The organism is Nevskia soli DSM 19509 (assembly GCF_000711955.1).
Lineage (GTDB): Bacteria > Pseudomonadota > Gammaproteobacteria > Nevskiales > Nevskiaceae > Nevskia > Nevskia soli.
On the sequence record NZ_JONR01000026.1, the window covers coordinates 49,791 to 67,642 of the forward strand.

The 17,852-nt window shown below is 66.7% G+C and carries 20 protein-coding genes; 14 read left to right on the forward strand and 6 right to left on the reverse strand.

Features of this window, described 5'->3' with window-relative positions; all coding sequences use genetic code 11:
• Positions 1–124: 124 nt before the first annotated feature.
• Positions 125–1,603, reverse strand: a complete 1,479-nt coding sequence (locus BP26_RS0114495) for a RimK family ATP-grasp domain-containing protein (protein ID WP_029921293.1) — start codon at positions 1,601–1,603, stop codon at positions 125–127.
• Positions 1,604–1,881: 278 nt separating this feature from the next.
• Here BP26_RS0114495 and BP26_RS0114500 point away from each other — a divergent pair, with 278 nt between their 5' ends.
• From BP26_RS0114500 to BP26_RS0114520, 5 genes are all read left to right on the forward strand, one after another.
• Positions 1,882–2,271 (forward strand): VOC family protein, encoded by a 390-nt coding sequence (locus tag BP26_RS0114500; RefSeq protein WP_029921294.1) that lies wholly within the window; start codon positions 1,882–1,884, stop codon positions 2,269–2,271.
• 25 nt (positions 2,272–2,296) lie between these two features.
• Complete coding sequence (locus BP26_RS0114505) at positions 2,297–2,662, forward strand: VOC family protein (RefSeq protein WP_029921295.1); 366 nt, start codon at positions 2,297–2,299, stop codon at positions 2,660–2,662.
• A gap of 93 nt (positions 2,663–2,755) precedes the next feature.
• Positions 2,756–3,019, forward strand: a complete 264-nt coding sequence (locus BP26_RS0114510) for a hypothetical protein (protein ID WP_157572537.1) — start codon at positions 2,756–2,758, stop codon at positions 3,017–3,019.
• 3 nt (positions 3,020–3,022) lie between these two features.
• Positions 3,023–3,712: a helix-turn-helix transcriptional regulator gene (locus BP26_RS0114515; RefSeq protein WP_029921297.1), complete on the forward strand. Its 690-nt coding sequence runs from the start codon at positions 3,023–3,025 to the stop codon at positions 3,710–3,712.
• Positions 3,713–3,856: 144 nt separating this feature from the next.
• Positions 3,857–4,498 (forward strand): glutathione S-transferase family protein, encoded by a 642-nt coding sequence (locus BP26_RS0114520; RefSeq protein WP_029921298.1) that lies wholly within the window; start codon positions 3,857–3,859, stop codon positions 4,496–4,498.
• Positions 4,499–4,586: 88 nt separating this feature from the next.
• On the opposite strand, the gene typA is transcribed toward BP26_RS0114520, so the two are convergent.
• On the reverse strand, positions 4,587–6,422 hold the full coding sequence (gene typA, locus BP26_RS0114525; protein WP_029921299.1) for a translational GTPase TypA: 1,836 nt from the start codon (positions 6,420–6,422) through the stop codon (positions 4,587–4,589).
• Between the two features lie 218 nt (positions 6,423–6,640).
• On the opposite strand from typA, the gene BP26_RS0114530 reads away from it, so the two are divergent.
• The 3 genes from BP26_RS0114530 to BP26_RS0114540 all read left to right on the forward strand — a co-directional run bounded on the left by BP26_RS0114530 (position 6,641) and on the right by BP26_RS0114540 (position 8,505).
• Positions 6,641–7,381 (forward strand): DUF4197 domain-containing protein, encoded by a 741-nt coding sequence (locus BP26_RS0114530; protein WP_029921300.1) that lies wholly within the window; start codon positions 6,641–6,643, stop codon positions 7,379–7,381.
• 153 nt (positions 7,382–7,534) lie between these two features.
• Positions 7,535–8,155 carry an RBBP9/YdeN family alpha/beta hydrolase gene (locus BP26_RS0114535; RefSeq protein WP_084183105.1) on the forward strand — a complete coding sequence of 207 codons (621 nt, stop codon included), beginning with the start codon at positions 7,535–7,537 and terminating at the stop codon, positions 8,153–8,155.
• 62 nt (positions 8,156–8,217) lie between these two features.
• A complete protein-coding gene (locus tag BP26_RS0114540) occupies positions 8,218–8,505 on the forward strand; it encodes a hypothetical protein (RefSeq protein ID WP_029921302.1) in 288 nt (95 codons plus the stop codon).
• Between the two features lie 11 nt (positions 8,506–8,516).
• On the opposite strand, the gene BP26_RS0114545 is transcribed toward BP26_RS0114540, so the two are convergent.
• The gene (locus BP26_RS0114545; RefSeq protein ID WP_029921303.1) at positions 8,517–9,290 is read right to left on the reverse strand and encodes a crotonase/enoyl-CoA hydratase family protein; all 774 of its coding nucleotides are present in this window, start codon (positions 9,288–9,290) and stop codon (positions 8,517–8,519) included.
• Positions 9,291–9,350: 60 nt separating this feature from the next.
• Between BP26_RS0114545 and BP26_RS0114550 the strand changes: the two genes are divergently transcribed.
• Genes BP26_RS0114550 through BP26_RS0114560 form a run of 3 tightly spaced genes read left to right on the forward strand, consistent with a single transcriptional unit; the run spans position 9,351 to position 10,312 of the window.
• Complete coding sequence (locus BP26_RS0114550) at positions 9,351–9,674, forward strand: YbjQ family protein (protein ID WP_029921304.1); 324 nt, start codon at positions 9,351–9,353, stop codon at positions 9,672–9,674.
• 23 nt (positions 9,675–9,697) lie between these two features.
• Positions 9,698–9,970 (forward strand): hypothetical protein, encoded by a 273-nt coding sequence (locus BP26_RS0114555; protein WP_157572538.1) that lies wholly within the window; start codon positions 9,698–9,700, stop codon positions 9,968–9,970.
• 36 nt (positions 9,971–10,006) lie between these two features.
• Positions 10,007–10,312: an NIPSNAP family protein gene (locus tag BP26_RS0114560; protein WP_029921306.1), complete on the forward strand. Its 306-nt coding sequence runs from the start codon at positions 10,007–10,009 to the stop codon at positions 10,310–10,312.
• Positions 10,313–10,380: 68 nt separating this feature from the next.
• On the opposite strand, the gene BP26_RS0114565 is transcribed toward BP26_RS0114560, so the two are convergent.
• From BP26_RS0114565 to purT, 3 genes are all read right to left on the reverse strand, one after another.
• Positions 10,381–11,625, reverse strand: coding sequence for a cytochrome-c peroxidase (locus BP26_RS0114565; protein WP_051748987.1), 1,245 nt, complete (start codon positions 11,623–11,625; stop codon positions 10,381–10,383).
• Between the two features lie 308 nt (positions 11,626–11,933).
• Positions 11,934–13,352, reverse strand: a complete 1,419-nt coding sequence (locus BP26_RS0114570; protein WP_029921308.1) for a metallophosphoesterase family protein — start codon at positions 13,350–13,352, stop codon at positions 11,934–11,936.
• 160 nt (positions 13,353–13,512) lie between these two features.
• Positions 13,513–14,694, reverse strand: a complete 1,182-nt coding sequence (gene purT / locus BP26_RS0114575; RefSeq protein ID WP_029921309.1) for a formate-dependent phosphoribosylglycinamide formyltransferase — start codon at positions 14,692–14,694, stop codon at positions 13,513–13,515.
• Positions 14,695–14,797: 103 nt separating this feature from the next.
• Here purT and pyk point away from each other — a divergent pair, with 103 nt between their 5' ends.
• The 3 genes from pyk (at position 14,798) to BP26_RS0114590 (ending at position 17,812) form a co-directional block, all read left to right on the forward strand.
• Positions 14,798–16,219: a pyruvate kinase gene (pyk, locus tag BP26_RS0114580; protein WP_029921310.1), complete on the forward strand. Its 1,422-nt coding sequence runs from the start codon at positions 14,798–14,800 to the stop codon at positions 16,217–16,219.
• Between the two features lie 64 nt (positions 16,220–16,283).
• The gene (locus BP26_RS0114585) at positions 16,284–17,000 is read left to right on the forward strand and encodes a glycerophosphodiester phosphodiesterase (protein ID WP_029921311.1); all 717 of its coding nucleotides are present in this window, start codon (positions 16,284–16,286) and stop codon (positions 16,998–17,000) included.
• A gap of 152 nt (positions 17,001–17,152) precedes the next feature.
• A complete protein-coding gene (locus BP26_RS0114590; RefSeq protein WP_029921312.1) occupies positions 17,153–17,812 on the forward strand; it encodes a glutathione S-transferase family protein in 660 nt (219 codons plus the stop codon).
• Positions 17,813–17,852 lie beyond the last annotated feature (40 nt).

Sequence of the window (17,852 nt, forward strand, 5' to 3'; positions counted from 1 at the left end):
TTGCCCTTTGATGCAGGGCGGCGTTGCTCGTCGCTCGTGTACATTTCAGTACACCACGCTCCTCGCGCCTTGCCCTGCATCAAAGGGCAAACCGCGGCAGGGCTTGGGATTCATCAGAGGCTCCCTAGCGCGCCTGTGGTTCCTTGGCCCGGGTTTGCTCGTCCAGCTTGCGCACGAAATACTCCATGATGCGCCGGTAGATCTGGTCCTTCAGCACCAGGTCTTCGACACCGTAGTCTATGTTCGGGTTGTCGTTGACCTCGATCACCTTGACCACGCTGCCGAACTGCTTCAGGTCCACCCCGTAAAGGCCGCTGCCGATGGCCCGCGCCGCCTGCAGGGCCACGCTCAGCACCTGCCTGGGCACGTCCTTCACGTCCAGCGTCTCGTGGTTGCCCTCGCGCTTGGCGCCGTTCTTGTCGCGCTTGACCACCTGCCAGTGCGCCGGCGCCATGAAGTAGCGGCAGGCGTACAACGGCTGGCCGTCGAGCACGCCGATGCGCCAGTCGTACTCGGTGGGTTCGAAGCGCTGCGCCACGATCAGGTCGGAGCGTTCCAGGAACTCGCGCGTCTCGCGCTTGAGGTCGGCTTCGGACTCGACCTTGATCACGCCCTTGGAGAACTGCGAGTCGGGCTGCTTCAGCACCAGCGGGAAACCCATCTCGCGGCCGACGTCGGCGACGTTGGCGCGGTGCACCAGCATGGTCTTGGGCTGGGGGATGCGGTGGCGGTCCATCAGCTGCGCCAGGTAGACCTTGTTGGCACAGCGCAGGATCGACTCGGGATCGTCCACCACCACTAGGCCCTCGCGCGCGCCGCGGCGTGAGAAGCGGTAGGTGTGGTGATTGACCGCGGTGGTCTCGCGGATGAACAGGGCATCGTATTCGGCGACGTGGCCGTAGTCGGACTTGTCGAGGAAGTCCACCGAGAAGCCGAGGTCTTCCGCCGCCTTCTCGAACAGCTTGAGGGCGCGGGCGTTGGAGGGCGCTTCCTTCTCGTCCTCGTTGACCAGGATGGCCAGGTCGTAGCGGGTGGAGTCGCGCTTGCGGCGCGGCCCGCGGCGGCGGGTGAAGTACTCGCGCGCGGTCTGGTAGAGGAATTCGTGGTGCGCCGCCGGCACCTCGCCCATGGCCACGGCGTTGAGCGTGTCGACGCGCCACTGGTTGCCGCGCCAGACGAACTTGGCCTGCAGCAGCGGCGCCGGGAACAGGTTGAACAGCGCCCGCGCCAGCCGCTCGTGGCGGATGTAGGGGCTGTCGCCGAAGTAGACGTTGAGGATGTACTCGCTGGAACCGAGCCGGGCCAGGCTCTGCTGGATCAGCTCCTCGATTTCATCGTTCAGCACCGAGGGGCTTTCCGCCAGCTTCAGGTCCTGCACGGTGGTGATGTCCGGCAGGATCTTGTGGCCGCGCGCGCCGGCCAGCAGCGAGACGTAGTAACCGGTGGTCTGGTAGCTGAAGGTACGGCACAGGTTGTAGACACGCACGCCGCGCAGGCGGGTGAAGGAGTCCTGCGTCAGGTAATCCCAGGCGGTGACAACGTCGACCCCGGGGATATCCACCGGCCAGTCGCCCTGCTGATCGACAACCACAATACCGCTCACGCGGCCTCCTGCTGGGGGTCACGCGTTTGCGGCTGGTCTTGCAAGGGGTCTTCTTTTTCCGGGTCGTCCGTCATTGAATGTGGCGGCCTGGATTCGTGATCGCCGCGCCGGCAAATGCTAACACGCCGCAGCGCGCGCAATGCGGCGCACTTCACGCTTTGACGGACGCATTACCGGCACTCCGAAAAAGTGCCGCCGCGCCTCCTGACAGAATGGTGTCAGCAGCACCCGCGCACCATGGCTCCCGTGCACTTCGCACGCTTACCTGCGAGCCTCCAATGAGCCGTGAACAGCAGCGCCGTAATCTTCCCGTATGGTTCGAGATTCCCGTCAGCGACATGCCGCGGGCGATCCGCTTCTACGAAATCCTGTTCCAGTCTTCCCTGATCCGCCAGAACGCCGGGCCGATGGATCTGGCGGTATTCCCGCGCCGCGACGAGGGCGGCACCACCGGCTGCCTGGCGCGAGGCGAGATGCTCAAACCCGGCAGCGACGGCACCGTGGTCTACCTCAACGCCGACCCCTTGCTCGACCAGGCCCTGGAGCGGGTCAGGGCCGCCGGCGGCGAAGTGCTGGTACCGCGCACCGAGCTGCCCGACGACATCGGCTGCTTCGCCCTGTTCCGCGATTGCGAAGGCAACCGCATCGGCCTGCACGCACTGGCCTGATCCGCACCCGCCCCAGGAGAAAGCCATGATTCTCGGATTGCGCAGCGCCATCTATCCCGTGCCGGAGCTGGCCGAGGGGCGCGAGTGGTACAGCGAGGTGCTCGGCGTGCCACCCCACTTCGATCAGCCTTTCTATGTCGGCTTCGGCGTCGGCGGCTTCGAGCTGGGCCTGATTCCCGACGGCCGGCCCGGCTCGCTCGGTGTGCAGGCCTATTGGGGTGTGCCCGACATCGAGACCGAGCTGGCCCGCCTGCTGCGGCTCGGCGCCAAGCCCAACGAACCGGTCAAGGAGGTCGGCGGCGGCATCAAGGTCGGCTCGGTGCTGGATCCGTTCGGCAACGTCTTCTCGCTGATCGAGAACCCGCAGTTCGACCCCAGGGCGGTGAATTAACACAGTTGGTGTCGATCTGACGGCTCCTCGTTCGACTTGCTGATAGAGCCCGGAATGGAAACCCGGGCTCTATCTGGCCAACGAGGAAACGACATGACCATTCAAGGAGTGCATATGAACCCCAGCCTGTTGTTGCACCCGGCCCTGGCGCCGGCGTTGATGGCCGAAGGCAGCACGCGGCCGTTCATCCTGTCGTTCTGCGCCCGGCTGGCCTATGCGGCACTGGCGCTGCTGCAACCGGACTTCGTCATTGCCGTGGCCCTGGCGCTGGCGGCCCTGCGCAAGTGGCCGCCACTGGCCGGCGCGGCCGGGACGATGCCGCGACGCCTGGCCGTGTATCGCCACCTGTATGCTTGAGTTATGAGACGTGCCGACCGGCTGTTCCAGATCGTGCAGTACCTCCGCGGGCGGCGGCTCACCACCGCGGCCCAGCTGGCGGACTGGCTGGAGGTGTCGCAGCGGACGGTGTACCGCGACATCCAGGACCTGGAACGCACGGGGGTGCCGATCGAGGGCGAGGCCGGGGTGGGTTACCGGTTGCGTCCCGAATTCGACATGCCGCCGCTGATGTTCACCTACGAGGAGGTGGAAGCGCTGGTGGCGGGCGCGCGCATGATCGGCAGCTGGGGCAGCCCGCAGCTGCGGCAGGCGTCCGAACTGGCCCTGGCCAAGATCGCCGCGGCGCTGCCGGAAGCGCGCCGCATCGAGCTGGAGCGCACCCGGCTCTACGCCATGAGCTACGCCGACCCGGCTGTCGGCGACGTGCTCGACACCCTGCGCCACGTCATCGCCGGCCGCGTCGTCACCCTGCTCGACTACAAGGACGCGGCCAGCCAGGCCAGCACCCGCCATGTCTGGCCGCTCGGCCTGTATTTCTGGGGCAACGTCTGGTCGCTCGCCGCCTGGTGCGAGCTGCGCCGCGACTTCCGCAACTTCCGCCTCGACCGCATCGGCGGCGCCTTCTCTACCGAGCGCCAGTACCCCGACGAAGCCGGCTTCCGCCTTGAAGACTTCGTCCGCGCCATGCGCTCGAAAAAAGCGGAAAAGTGATTGGCGGGGAACACCGCGGCGATTCTGTCGTCCAACTCCACGGTCACGGAATTTCGATAAGGCCGGGCTGCCCGGGTATGCTCCGCGCAGGAAGCAGGCCTTGCGCATCCGCCTTTTGCCTGCATCACCAGGAGAGCCCGGTTCATGAGCGACATCCTGATTGCGACGCGCGGAGCGGGTTCGGTACTGGTCGAAGCCGGCTACGCCCTGGCCGGTCTGCCGCTGCAGATCGAATACATGGATTACACCGCGCCCGGGCCGGAACTGGCGCGCCTGGTCCGGCTCAATCCGCTGCGCCAGGTGCCGACCCTGCTGCGCGCCGACGGCACGGTGCTGACGGAAAGCGCGGCGATCCTGCTGCATCTGGCCGAGACGCAACCGCAGGCGCGCCTGATGCCGGCGATGGACGACCCGCGGCGGGCGGAGTTCCTGCGCTGGCTGTTCTTCATCAATACGGCGATCTACCCCACCTTCACTTACGGCGACAAGCCACAGCAATGGGTCGAAGGCGAAGCCGCCGGGAAGCAGCTGCGCGCCAGCACCGACCGCCGCCGCGAGGAATGCTGGCTGCAACTGGAAAGCAGCCTGACCCCGGCGCCCTGGATGATGGGGACGGACTTCTCCCTGCTGGACCTCTACGTGGGTGTGATGAGCCACTGGCGCCCGCGCCATATCTGGTTCGGCAACCACTGCCCCAAGCTGCACGCGGTGGCGCTGGAAGTGGACGCCAAGCCGGAACTGGCCGATGTGTGGAAGCGGAATTTCAGGAAAACGGAGATCGCCTGACCGCGGCGTCAGGACAGCCGGGCCGGGACACGCCATTAAAAAACCCCGCAAGGCCTGCGCCGTTGCGGGGTTTTTCGAGCGCAGCGGATCAGTCGGCGCGGTCGGCGCGCTTGCGATCCTGTTCCTTCAGGTGCTTCTTGCGGATGCGGATCGAGGTCGGGGTCAGTTCGACCAGTTCGTCGTCGTTGATGAACTCCAGCGCCTGCTCCAGCGAGAACTTCACCGCCGGCACCAGCAGCACGTTTTCATCCGAACCGGAGGCGCGCATGTTGGTCAGTTTCTTGCCCTTCAACGCGTTGACCACCAGGTCGTTTTCGCGGGCATGGATGCCGACGATCTGGCCTTCATAGATCTCGTCGCCCGGCTCGGAGATCATGCGGCCGCGTTCCTGCAGGTTGAACAGGGCATAGGCCGGGGTCGAGCCCTGGTCGTTGGAGATCATCACGCCGTTGTGGCGCTGGCCGATATCGCTGCTCTCCGCCTTCGGGCCGAAATGGTCGAAGTTGTGGAACAGCAGGCCGGTGCCCTTGGTCATGGACATGAATTCGGTATGGAAGCCGATCAGTCCGCGCGAGGGAATGGTGTATTCCAGGCGCACGCGGCCGCGGCCGTCCGGCACCATGTTCTGCATCTTGCCGCCGCGCTCGGCCAGGCCCTGGATGGCGCCGCCCTGGTCCTTGTCCTCGACGTCGGCGACCAGAGCTTCGTACGGCTCGCAGATCTGGCCGTCGATCTCCTTCAGGATCACCTGCGGACGCGCCACGGCGATTTCGTAGCCTTCGCGGCGCATGTTCTCCAGCAGGATGCCCAGGTGCAGCAGGCCGCGGCCGGAGACGCGGAACTGGTCGGGCGACTCGCCCGGCTCGACGCGCAGCGCGACGTTGGTCTTCAGCTCGCGCTGCAGGCGGTCGCTGATCTGGCGCGAGGTGAGGAACTTGCCTTCCTTGCCGGCGAAGGGCGACTTGTTGACCTCGAAGGTCATGGTCATGGTCGGCTCGTCGACCTGCAGGGTTGCCATCTGCTCAGGGTTCTTGGGGTCGCAGATGGTTTCGGAGATGCCCAGCTCGGCGATGCCGGTGACGGCGATGATGTCGCCCGCCTCGGCTTCCGGCACCTCGACCTTGTCCAGTCCCATGAAGCCCAGCACCTGCAGCACCTTGCCCTGGCGCACCGCGCCATCGCGGCCGACCACCGCCACCGTGGTGTTCGGCTTGATGCGGCCGCGGGTGATGCGGCCGGTGCCGATGACGCCGACGTAGCTGGAATAGGCCAGCGAGGTCACCTGCATCTGGAACGGGCCATCGGCGTTGACCTTCGGCGGCGGCACCTTGTCGACGATGGTCTGGAACAGCGGATCCATGTTGCCTTCGCGCACTTCGGCGTCGGTGCCGGCGTAGCCGTGCAGGGCCGAGGCGTAGACCACCGGGAAATCGAGCTGCGTGTCGGTGCCGCCGAGCTTGTCGAACAGGTCGAACACCTGGTCGATGACCCAGTGCGGGCGCGCGCCCGGACGGTCGACCTTGTTCACCACCACGATCGGGTTGAGGCCCATGTTGAAGGCCTTCTGCGTGACGAAGCGGGTCTGCGGCATGGGACCGTCGGCGGCGTCGACCAGCAGGCAGACGCAGTCGACCATCGACAGCACGCGCTCCACTTCGCCGCCGAAGTCGGCGTGTCCGGGGGTGTCGACGATGTTGATGCGGTACAGGGTATTGGTGCGCTTGTCGGTCCAGCGGATCGCCGTGTTCTTCGACAGGATGGTGATGCCGCGCTCGCGTTCGAGGTCGTTGGAGTCCATCACGCGTTCGCCCAGGTTCTCGCGGACATCGAGCGTGCCGGACTGGCGCAGGAGCTTGTCGACAAGAGTGGTCTTGCCATGGTCGACGTGGGCGATGATGGCGATGTTGCGGAGATTCTCAATCACGGGAGCACCAATACAAGGAATTCAAACAGGGGGTGCGGGGCAATTTGTTGCCGCGCTGGTCCGGGCCAAAGGCGGACCGGAACTCGACAGGATGACACAAACCAAAAAAGATCGCGGATTGTACGCGGCCAAATGTTAAAACGCATCAATTTTCAGGCCATTTCATGTGTTCTTAGTGTGTTTGCACTAGCCTAGGCCTTCCAATTCAGAGGTCAGCCATGGACCGCAAACCCGCCCCTTACGCCCTCGCCGCCGCTTTTTCCCTGAGCCTGTGCGCCGCCGCCATCGCCCGCGCCGACCAGCTTTCCGACTTCGCCAAGAGCATGATGCAGCAGCCGGCCGCCCAAAATGCCTTGTCGGATGCCGACATCGGCGCCGGCCTCAAGGAAGCCCTGGCCAGGGGCACCCGCGACGCCATCAACGAGCTGGGCAGGACCGACGGCTTCTGGAACAACCCGCGCTTCCGCATCCCCCTGCCCGGCCCGGTGCAGAAGCTGGAAGGCATGCTGCAGGGCTCGGGCATGGGTTCGCAGCTGGATGCGCTGCACCTGTCCTTCAACCGCGCCGCCGAACAGGCGGTGCCGGTCGCCGCCGACGTGTTCAGCAAGGCGGTGCAGAAGCTGACCCTGAACGACGTGCGCGGCATCCTCAACGGCCCCGACGACGCGGCCACCCAGTACTTCAAGCGCACCACCAGCGACACCCTGACCGCCCGCTTCAAGCCCATCGTCACCAAGATCACCACGAAAGTCGGCTTGGTGCAGCAGTACAACGGCGTCATCTCCTCGGCCGGGCCGATGGCCTCGATGCTCGGCGACAAGGCCGATCCCAACACCTACGTCACCCAGAAGGCCCTGGACGGCCTGTTCCTGCGCGTCGGCGACGAGGAAAAGGCCATCCGCACCGATCCGGCGGCGCGCAGTTCGGACCTGCTGAAGAAGGTATTCGGCTCGAAGTAGGGAATTGGGGCACGGAAGCGGGCCGGGTTCCAGTTATACTATTTAGGTCTAAATAAAGCTATTTTTATATCTTCCAGTTCTGTCTTCGTCGCCATAATCTTTCATGCATCCGGTGCCGCGGTAGCGCGCACCCCCACAGATGCGAGTCAGGCGATGAGCGTATTCGGCAGCTTCAAACTGGACGGCCTGGAGTGGAACGGCCCGGTCCTGGTGGTCCCCGGCCTGCGCGGCAGCGGCGAACAGCATTGGCAAAGCCTGTGGGAGAGGCGCTTCCCGCAGTTCGTGCGCGTGCGGCAGGACGACTGGAACGCACCGGACCTCGACCGCTGGGCCCGCCGCATCGTCGAAACCGCCCTGGAACTGGACGGGCCGGCCCTGGTGGTGGCGCACAGCTTCGGTTGCCTGGCCGCCGTGCGCGCCGAAACTTTCCAGTCCAACCTGATCGCCGGCGCCCTGCTGGTGGCCCCGGCCAACCCGGACCGCTTCGGCGTGGAGCGGGCGCTGCCGCAGGTGCCGCTGCTCTTCCCCAGCACCGTGGTGGCCAGCAGCAACGACCCCTGGATGCCGCTGGGCCACGCCCGGCAGTGGGCCGCCGACTGGGGCAGCGAGTTCGTCGACCTCGGCGACAAAGGCCACATCAACAGCGAGTCAGGCTTAGGCGAGTGGGCTGAGGGCCAGCGCCTGATGCACCATCTTTGCCGCCGCATGAACCGCCGCCCGCTGTTCACCCAGCCGGCGCCGGGACATTACGCGCCGCTGGGCTTCGCTTTCTGAGCCGGGCTGGCGGGAGGATGCGGTAAAGTCCGGAAACCTCTGGACCGGTGCCTTCCTACCGCATGAATACCCCTCGTTCGCGCCAGCATGGCGGCATGCTCAGCCTGCTGCTGGCGCTGGTGGTCGTCGGACTGCTGGCCTATTTCGCGCTGCGCCCGCACACCGCCCGCCAGGAAGCGACAAGTGCCGGCGGTGAACAGCAACTGGTCAGCTGCACCAAGCTCACCGGCGACCTGATCCAGCGTACCGGCGGCCTCGGCCCGGACTACAAGGCCGGCTACGAGGCCCTGCCGCCGAACTGTCGCGGCCTGCTGCCGCCGCCGACCCCGACTCCCAACGTGCCGGAATAGAGCCGCGGCCCCTACAGGTCCTCGAAACTGCCGCCGCGCCCTTTTCCGGAAGCAAAGCGCGTGGCCCCGCGCAGCGTCTCGCCGCTGGCCAGGGTTTCCAGCCCGCGCCGCGTCTCGTTGCGCAGCGCATCTTCCATCCCCAGGTCGAACTGCTCGTAGGCGCTGAGCCGGTCGTTGCGCATGCACAGCTGCGGGAAGCGCGCCAGTTCCGCCGCCAGCGCTTCCGCCGCGGCGCGGGCATCGCCGTTCGGCACCACGCGGTTGGCCAGCCCCATCTGCTGCGCTTCCATGGCTTGCACCGGCCGGCCGCTCAGGATCAGGTCCATGGCGCGCGACAGGCCGATCAGGCGCGGCAGGCGGATGGTGCCGCCGTCGATCAGCGGTACACCCCAGCGGCGGCAGAAAATACCGAACACCGCGTCGTCTTCCACCACCCGCAGGTCGCACCAGCAGGCCAGCTCGAAACCGCCCGCCACCGCGTAGCCGGACACCGCCGCGATCACCGGCTTGGACAGGCGCAGGCGCGTCGGCCCCAGCGGCCCGTCGCCCTCCTCTTCCACCCGATTCGGCTGCCGCCCTTCCGCCAGCGCCTTGAGATCGGCCCCGGCGCAGAAATGGCCGCCCGCGCCCCACAGCACCGCGACATCCGATTCCCCGTCCGCGTCGAAAGCCAGGAAGGCTTCGGTCAGCGCATCGGCCGTGGCGCGGTCGATGGCATTGCGCACCTCGGGGCGGTCGATGATCACGGTGGTGACACGGCCCTGCTTTTCGATGCTGACGCTCATGGGGTTCTCCGCTGATCCGCGGTAATCGTAAACTAGCCGCTTAGGGAACCGGGAGGCGCGATGATCATCGTCACCAGCGAAAACGTGGCCGGCTACCGGGTCCGCGAAACCAAGGGGCAGGTGTTCGGCGTGGTGGTCCGCAGCCGCGGCATCGGCGGCAACATCATGGCCGGCCTGCGCTCTCTGGGCGGCGGCGAGATTCCCGAGTACACCCAGTTGCTGGAAGAAGCGCGGCGCCACGCCATCGACCGCATGGTGGAGAACGCCACCGCCATGGGCGCCAACGCCATCATCATGATGCGCTTCGACTCGGCCGAGATCGGGCAGACCATGAGCGAGATCGTCGCTTACGGCACCGCCGTGGTGCTGGAATCGGTGATCTGAGCGTGTTACGTCAGGCTTTGCTGATGATCGGACTGTTGCTGCTGGTGGGGGCCGCGGTCTGCGCTGCGGTCGGCTTCTATCCGATCCTGCCGCATCTGCTGGTGCTCGGCCTGATGCTCACGGCCGGGATCATCTGGGAGCGCTGGCAGTACAAGCGCACGCAGACCGGCAAGCCCGATCCGCACTGGACCACCACCGGCGAGCGCTTCGTCGATCCGGGCAGCGGCGCATTGACCGAGGTCTATTACGATCCGCGCAACGGCGAGCGCCACTACGTGCAGGTGCGGCGTCCTTGATCGGGCGCTGGTCTGCCGAACCTGAGGAGAGCTGCCTTGGTCACTTGCTATCTGCGCTATGTGCTGGACCCATTCAAGCTCAAGGAATTCGAGACTTACGGCAGGATGTGGATTCCGCTGGTGGAGAAGTTCGGCGGCACCCACCACGGCTATTTCATGCCGGGTGAAGGCCACAGCAACATCGCGCTGGCCTTGTTCACGTTTCCGTCGCTGGCGGAATACGAGGTTTATCGCAGCAAGGCGGCGGTCGATCCGGAATGCCTGGCGGCGATGCGGTATTACGAGGAGACGCGGTGTTTCCTGAGCTATGAGCGGTCGTTCTTTCGGCCAGTTTTCAGATAGCGCCAGGTCGAAACGCCCATCGCCACATCCTGCTCTCTCCGCGCGCGGAGAGAGAACAGCAGCTTGGTTCAACGCGGATCGGTCTTGCCGTCGCCAGGCAGGCTTTCGTACGCCTGATCGGTGAGCGTCCGCAGAAACGCCACGATGGCATCGATTTCCGCATCGTCCAGCGCCGGCTTCATTCCCTCACGCCGGTTATACGGCGTGGAATTGATGTTGAGGTTGTGCTGATATTGCGCCGGCACATCGTCGAACAGCCGACCCCGCGGATACCACTTCCAGGGATCGGTGCCGCGCGTGGCGTAGTACGCAACCACGGTGCGCAGATCCTTGAATTCGCCGTTGTGCATATAGCGCTCGCGCACCGCGACGTTGCGCAGCGACGGCGTGCGGAAATAGCCGCACCACTGTTCCGGGTCCGGCCAAGCCTTCTGCTTCGCGGTTTCGCACAGGCCGAGATCGTAGTGCGCGGCATCACGGTTCGCGGGAATGGCGTTGTTGCGCGGCACTGCCACCGACTCGTAGGCGTAGTCGGTGAACAGCGAGCGCGCCGGGTTGCTGGAGGTTTCGTTGAAGCCGTGGCAGGAGGCGCAGTTGCCCTTGTTCGGATTGCGGAACAAGGCCAGGCCGCGCAACTCCTGTTCGCCGAGCTGACCCTGCCCGCGGATGAAGGCATCGTAGCGCGAGGAGAACGGCGACATCTCGTCGCTCTGCAGGAAGGCTTCGATGGCGCCGCCCAGCGCAGCCATGGCGCGCTTGCGGTCGGCAAATACATCCGGCCCGAACTGCTGTCTGAAGGACTCGGCGTACCCCGCGTGTGCCAGCTTGCGCACCACCATGGCGGCATCGCGGTTGTTCATCTCCAGGGGATTGGTCAGCGGCGCCAGCGGCAGCTCCGCCAGGGTATCGACGCGGCCATCCGCGAACAGCCCGCCGCGCGGCTCCGGCACCAGGCTGTCGTCGTCCATGTACAGGTATAGCGGCGGCGCATAACGCGCATACAGCACGGATGGCGTGTTGCGCAGGCCGAAGCGGTCCGGGCGGCTGCCCGGCGCAACGCCCAGCGCGGAGCCGCGGTCGCCGGAAAAGGCGCGCTGCGGATCGTGGCAGCCGGAACAGGCCAGGCCCGCCGGCTCGGACAGGCTGCGGTCGAAGAACACGCGCCGCCCCAACGCCGCCAGCTCCGGCCTGGCGCTGAATTCACGCTGCGGCGGAATGACGCTGTAGCGCAGCGTGCTGGCGCCGACGCGGCTTTCAGGCGGCAGGTCGGCGCTGGCCGGCCATACGGCCAGCGCCAGGACTGCGGCCACCATGCCGCAGCACCATCGCTGCAGGCTCAAACGGCGGCTGCCTTAGAGCCTGTAACAGAATGAATCGCACCTGCGTTGCAGTCCAAAATCGCGTCAGGCAAGGCGGAGGCCCCAGCCATGGTGATTCCATGGCTGGGGCTGACAACGCAGTCTGGCGCGGATTTTGGGCGCAACCCTTCGGGACGGGGCCATTTTTGCGCAGTGCTGCGCCGGCCAGAGCGCACCATGGAATGACCATGCCGCACTCTGTCCGACTTGCACTGCGCAAAAATGACCGCCGTCGCAGGTGCGATTCATTCTGTTACAGGCTCTTACGAGTTGGGATCGATGAATCCCGCCTTGTCGCAGGCCAGCTTGCTGCCGCTGACACCGCAGGTGGTGAGCAACTTGCTGTCCGCGGTGTAGGCCTTGAAGGTCCAGCCGGTGCCGGTGGCGGCGCGCTCCATGATCATGAAGCCGTAGGTGCTGGTGTGGCTGATGGCGTCGACAGTGGCGCCGGGCGCCGGCGCATCGCCGCTCGGGAACGGGTCCGGCAGGTTGACGTCGAGGTTGTCGCCGCCGTTGCCGGCGACGATGGTCGCGGGATGGCCGGTTGAGAAATCGATCGCCTGGAAATCATGCACATGGCCATGCAGGGCGATCTGGATGCCGGGCGGATAGTAGGCGGTGGAATTGAGGCTGGACATCACCGACTGCAACGCGGCATTGCCCGGCGCCGGATCGGCGCCGGTGAGCGGCGCGTAACCGAGGATCGGATGGTGATTGGCGAAGATGCTGGTGACGCCGCTCTTGGCGGCGAGCGCGGCCACCTTGATGAACTGCTGCTGGTAGGCGACGAACTGCGGATCGGTGGTCTTCAGCGCCGCGGAGCCGGTCTTGGCCGAATCGAAGATGATGAACTGCGCATCCGTACCCAGGGTCACTGCATAGGGATAGGAGTAGTTGGCGTAGCCGTCGTTGCTCGGATCGTCGCAGGAGCGTTCCACGTCGTAGGGCAGCGTATCGAGGAAGCGGAACCAGCCCTGGCCGGCGCGCGCGCATTCCTCATGGTTGCCGCGCACCACCACCCAGGGCGCCGCCGCCAGCAGCGGCGCGGCCGGCGTGAACAGGTCCGCGTCCCAGGTATCCCAGCCATAACCCCAGGGGCTGCCCTGGCAGCCGGCGATATCGCCGGGGCAGGCATTCTCGCGGTACTGGTAGTCGCCGATGTGCAGCACCAGGTCCGGCTTCATCGCCGCCACGCTCTGCGCCACCTTGGCCAGAGGCCACTGGGTGGCGTCGGAGCAGGACTGGAAGGCGTTGCTCGACTTCTTCAGGCGGCAACCGGTGTCGGCAATGATGGCGATGCGTTGCGGTGTGGCCTTGGGCAGCGGCAGCAGGCGCGAAGCAACGCCGACTTTCTGCGCACCCGCGGGCAGCTTCGCCTCGCATACCGTGACCGGGAAATCGGAAGGCTTGGAGTCGGCCGGACTGCTGGCGGTGGTGCGCAGTGCAATAGTGGCAGGACCGACGCGCTGGTCCATGCGGCTGCTGTTGCCGTCGACCACGATCAGGGGACAGCCGGCGAAGCTGGTGATGACGCGCGCGATGGCCTGGTTCTGGTCGCCGATCTCGACCCAGGCGGCCTTGATGTTGGCGTCCTGGCTGGCGGCGTCGCCGGAGTTGGAATCGTTGTTGGAGCAAGCGGGCGTCAGCAGCGCGAAAGCGGCGACGCCAAACAGGCCGGCGATGGAACAGGCGCGCGCGCCGAGGCGACGCCGGACATTGACGTGTTTCACTGGAACTCCCCCTGGATGATCGCTAAGGCGATACCGCCAGCTTAGGGAACCAGTGTTATTTTTTTGTGAAGGAATCGGGTCAAGGCGACTGGCACGGCGGCCCCGCCGCGCCCTACTCCACCAGGCGCACCGCCGCCGCTGCCCGCCGCGCCTTGGCGCGCGCCTCGTCGACCGAAGCGGCCAGCGCCAGCGCCACACCCATGCGCCGCTTGCCCATGATCTCCGGCTTGCCGAACAGCCGCACCTGCGTGTCCGTCTCGGCCAACGCCTCGGCGATGCCGCCGAACACCGGCGCCTTGCGATCCCCCTCCAGCAGGATGGCGCAGGACGCCGCCGGTCCGCGCTGCCGGATGTTGGGTATGGGCAGACCGAGGATGGCCCGCGCATGCAGCGCGAACTGCGGCAGGTCCTGCGAGATCATGGTGACCATGCCGGTGTCGTGCGGCCGCGGCGAGACCTCGCTGAAGATGACGTCGTTGCCGTGCACGAACAGCTCGACCCCGAAGATGCCGCGCCCGCCGAGACCGGCGGTGATCTTGGCGGCGATATCCTGGGCCCTGGCCAGCGCGGCCGGCGGCATCGCGTGCGGCTGCCAGGACTCGCGGTAATCGCCGTCGATCTGCAGATGCCCGATCGCCTCGCAGAAGCTGGTGCCGCCCGCATGCCGCACCGTGAGCAGGGTGATCTCGTAGTCGAAGGGAATGAAGCCCTCGACGATGACGCGCCCGGCGCCGGCACGGCCGCCGGCCTGCGCATAGGCCCAGGCCCTGGCCACGTCGGCCTCGCTCTTCACCGTGCTCTGGCCCTTGCCGGAGGAGGACATCACCGGCTTGACCACGCAGGGAATGCCGATGTCGCGGATGGCGGCGCGGTATTCCTCCTCGGTGCCGGCGAAGCGGTAGGGCGAGGTGGGCAGGCCCAGCTCTTCGGCGGCAAGGCGGCGGATGCCCTCGCGGTCCATGGTCAGGCGCGCCGCCAGGGCGGTGGGGATGACGGTGTAGCCCTCCCGCTCCAGTTCCTGCAGGGTGGGCGTATGGATCGCCTCGATCTCCGGCACGATCAGGTGCGGCTTCTCCAGTTCGACGATGCGGCGGATGGCGGCGCCGTCGAGCATGCTGATGACGTGGCTGCGGTGCGCCACCTGCATCGCCGGCGCATCGGCGTAGCGATCCACGGCGATGGTCTCGACGCCGAGCCTTTGCAGCTCGATCACCACTTCCTTGCCCAGCTCACCGGAACCGAGCAGCAGGACGCGGGTGGCGTTGGGCGATAGCGGAGTTCCAAGGGTGGTCATGGCGTTGGCGTAGTAGGACAATGGAGGCGCAATATTGTGCGGCCCGCACTGTCATGCGCGCAAAGCACACTGCCCCGCTCAAGCAACCGCCAATCGCCATCCGATGACCCGCCGCACCAAGATCGTAGCCACCCTCGGCCCCGCCACCGACGACCCCGCCGTGCTGCGGCGCATCCTCATCGCGGGCGTCGACGTGGTCCGCCTCAACTACTCCCACGGCAAGGCCGAGGACCACGCCCGCCGCGCGGCGGCGGTGCGCAAGACGGCGCTGGAAATGGGCCTGGATATCGCCGTCCTGGCCGACCTGCAGGGCCCCAAGATCCGCATCGAGAGCTTCGCCGCCGGCCCGGTGGAACTGGTCGAAGGCCAGCCCTTCGCGCTGGATACCGCGCTGGGCGCCAATGCCGGCGACCAGCACATCGTCGGCTGCGCCTATGCCGAACTGCCGCGCGACGTGAAGCCCGGCGACGTGCTGCTGCTCAACGACGGCGCCATCTCGCTGCGGGTGGAGCAGGCCGGGGGCACGCGCATCGATACCGTGGTACAGATCGGCGGCACCCTGTCCAACCGCAAGGGCATCAACAAGCAGGGCGGCGGCCTCTCCGCCGCGGCGCTGACCGACAAGGACCGCGAGGACCTGCGCCACGCCGTCTCGATCGAAGCCGACTTCCTCGCCATCTCCTTCCCGCGCAACGCCGCCGACATGGAGGAAGCACGCCAGCTGGTGCAGGCCGCCGGCGGCAGCGCCGCGCTGGTGTCGAAGATCGAGCGCGCCGAGGCGCTGCCGAAGCTGGACGAAATCGTCGCCGCCTCGGACGCGGTGATGGTGGCGCGCGGCGACCTGGGCGTGGAGATCGGCGACGCCGAACTGCCGGGCTGGCAGAAGCGCATCATCGCCACCTCGCGCGAGATGAACCGCATGGTGATCACCGCCACGCAGATGATGGAGTCGATGATCACCAACGCGTTGCCGACCCGCGCCGAGGTCTCCGACGTGGCCAACGCGGTGATGGACGGCACCGACGCGGTGATGCTCTCCGCCGAGACCGCCACCGGGCGTTGGCCGGTGAAGGTGGTGGAAGCGATGGCCCGCGTCTGCATCGCGGCGGAAAGCGCCATGCCGCCGCGCGAGCGCGCCGCCGAACGCATGGACCGCCATTTCGAGCGCACCGACGAGGCCATCGCCATGGCCACCACCTGGACCGCGCGGCACATGCACGCCACCGCCATCGTCTCGCTCACCGAATCCGGCAGCACCGCGCTGATGATGTCGCGCGCCGAAACGCAGATCCCGATCTACGCCCTGACCCAGCTCGAGCGCACACGCCGCCGCATGGCGCTGTGCCGCGGCGTCTACCCGGTGGCGTTCCAGCCGAGCGCGCTGGAAACGCTCAAGCCGGTGGCCGAGGCGATCGACTGCCTGGTCTACCGCAAGGTGCTGAGCCCCGGCGACCGCGTGCTGGTGACCAAGGGCGACTTTACCGGGCCCGGCGGGACGAATTCGATGAAGATTGTTACCGTGTAGCTTGTAGCGGCCAGGCACGGCGCAGCCCCATGGATGGGGCACACACACACCGGAGGAACGAAACATGGGCGCAGGCAACAGCGACTTCCTCGTCATCGGCCATCGCGGCGCGCGCGGACACGCGCCGGAGAACACCCTGCTGGCACTGGACACCGGCATCCTGCTCGGCGCGCACTGGGTCGAATTCGACGTGCAGCTGCATCCCGAAGGCGCGCTGCTGGTGTTCCACGACCTGACCCTGGACCGCACCACCAACGGCAAGGGCCCGCTGCAGCAGTGCGACTTCGCCACCCTGCGCGGGCTCGACGCCGGCCAGGGCCAGCAGATTCCCACGCTGGAGGAAGCGCTGGACTTAATCGAGCAGCGCGTCGGCGTGAACATCGAGCTGAAGACCGCCGAGGGCACCGGCGAAGCGGTGGCGGGCGTGCTGCGCCAGTACCTCGACGCCGGCTGGCCGGCGGAACGCTTCCTGGTCTCCTCCTTCCACCTGCCGGAACTGTGGGAATTCCACCAGGCCGCGCCGGAAATCCCCATCGGCGTGCTGCTCGGCGGCGTGCCGCTGGACTGGGCCGGCTGCGCCACCGAGCTGCAGGCGGCGGCGGTGAACCTCTCCTCCGAGTTCGTCGACCCGCGCCTGGTGGCGGACGCCAAGGCCCACGATTGCAAGGTCTACGTCTACACCGTCAACGATCCCGCCGAAATGCGCGCGCTGCGCGCGCTGGGGGTGGACGGGGTGTTCACCGATTACCCCGACCGGGCCCTGAAATTCAGCAGGACGTGATGCATATGCAGGTCGGATCAAGCGCAGCGGATCCGACATGGCCAACGCCGCGCCGTCGGGTCCGCTGCGCTTGACCCGACCTACCCTCACTTGATTTGCCGTATCCGGCCCCAAACGCTGCATTCATCCACATCCCTTCCCCGGAGCCTGCCTTGATCGACCTCTACACCGCCGCCACCCCCAACGGCCACAAGGCTTCGATCATGCTGGAGGAACTGGGCGTGCCGTACACGGTGCACCACCTCGACCTGTCGCGCGGCCACCAGAAGACCCCGGAATACCTGAAGATCAATCCCAACGGCCGCATCCCGGCCATCGTCGACCGCGACAACGACGACTTCGCCGTGTTCGAGTCCGGCGCCATCCTGATCTATCTTGCGGAGAAGTACGGCCGCTTCCTGCCCGCCGACGTGAAAGGCCGCTCCACCGCGATCCAGTGGCTGATGTTCCAGATGGGCGGCATCGGCCCTATGCAGGGCCAGGCCAACGTCTTCCATCGCTACTGGCACGAGAAATACCAGCCGGCCATCGACCGCTACCAGAATGAGACCAAGCGCCTCTACGGCGTGCTGGAAAAGCGCCTGGAAGGCCGCGACTACCTGTGCGACGAGTACGGCATCGCCGACATCGCCAACTTCACCTGGGTCAACATCCATTCCTGGTCGGGTGTGTCGATCGACGACCTGCCCAATGTGCAGGCCTGGCGCAACCGCATTCGCCAGCGCCCGGCGGTACAGCGCGGACTGGCGGTGCCGGGCGACTCGGCCCCGGCCGCGGTGGTGGATGCCGCCAGGACCATGCTGCAGCGCTGAACTGCCTGTAGGTCGGTTCAAGGGCGCGCAGCGCCCGGAA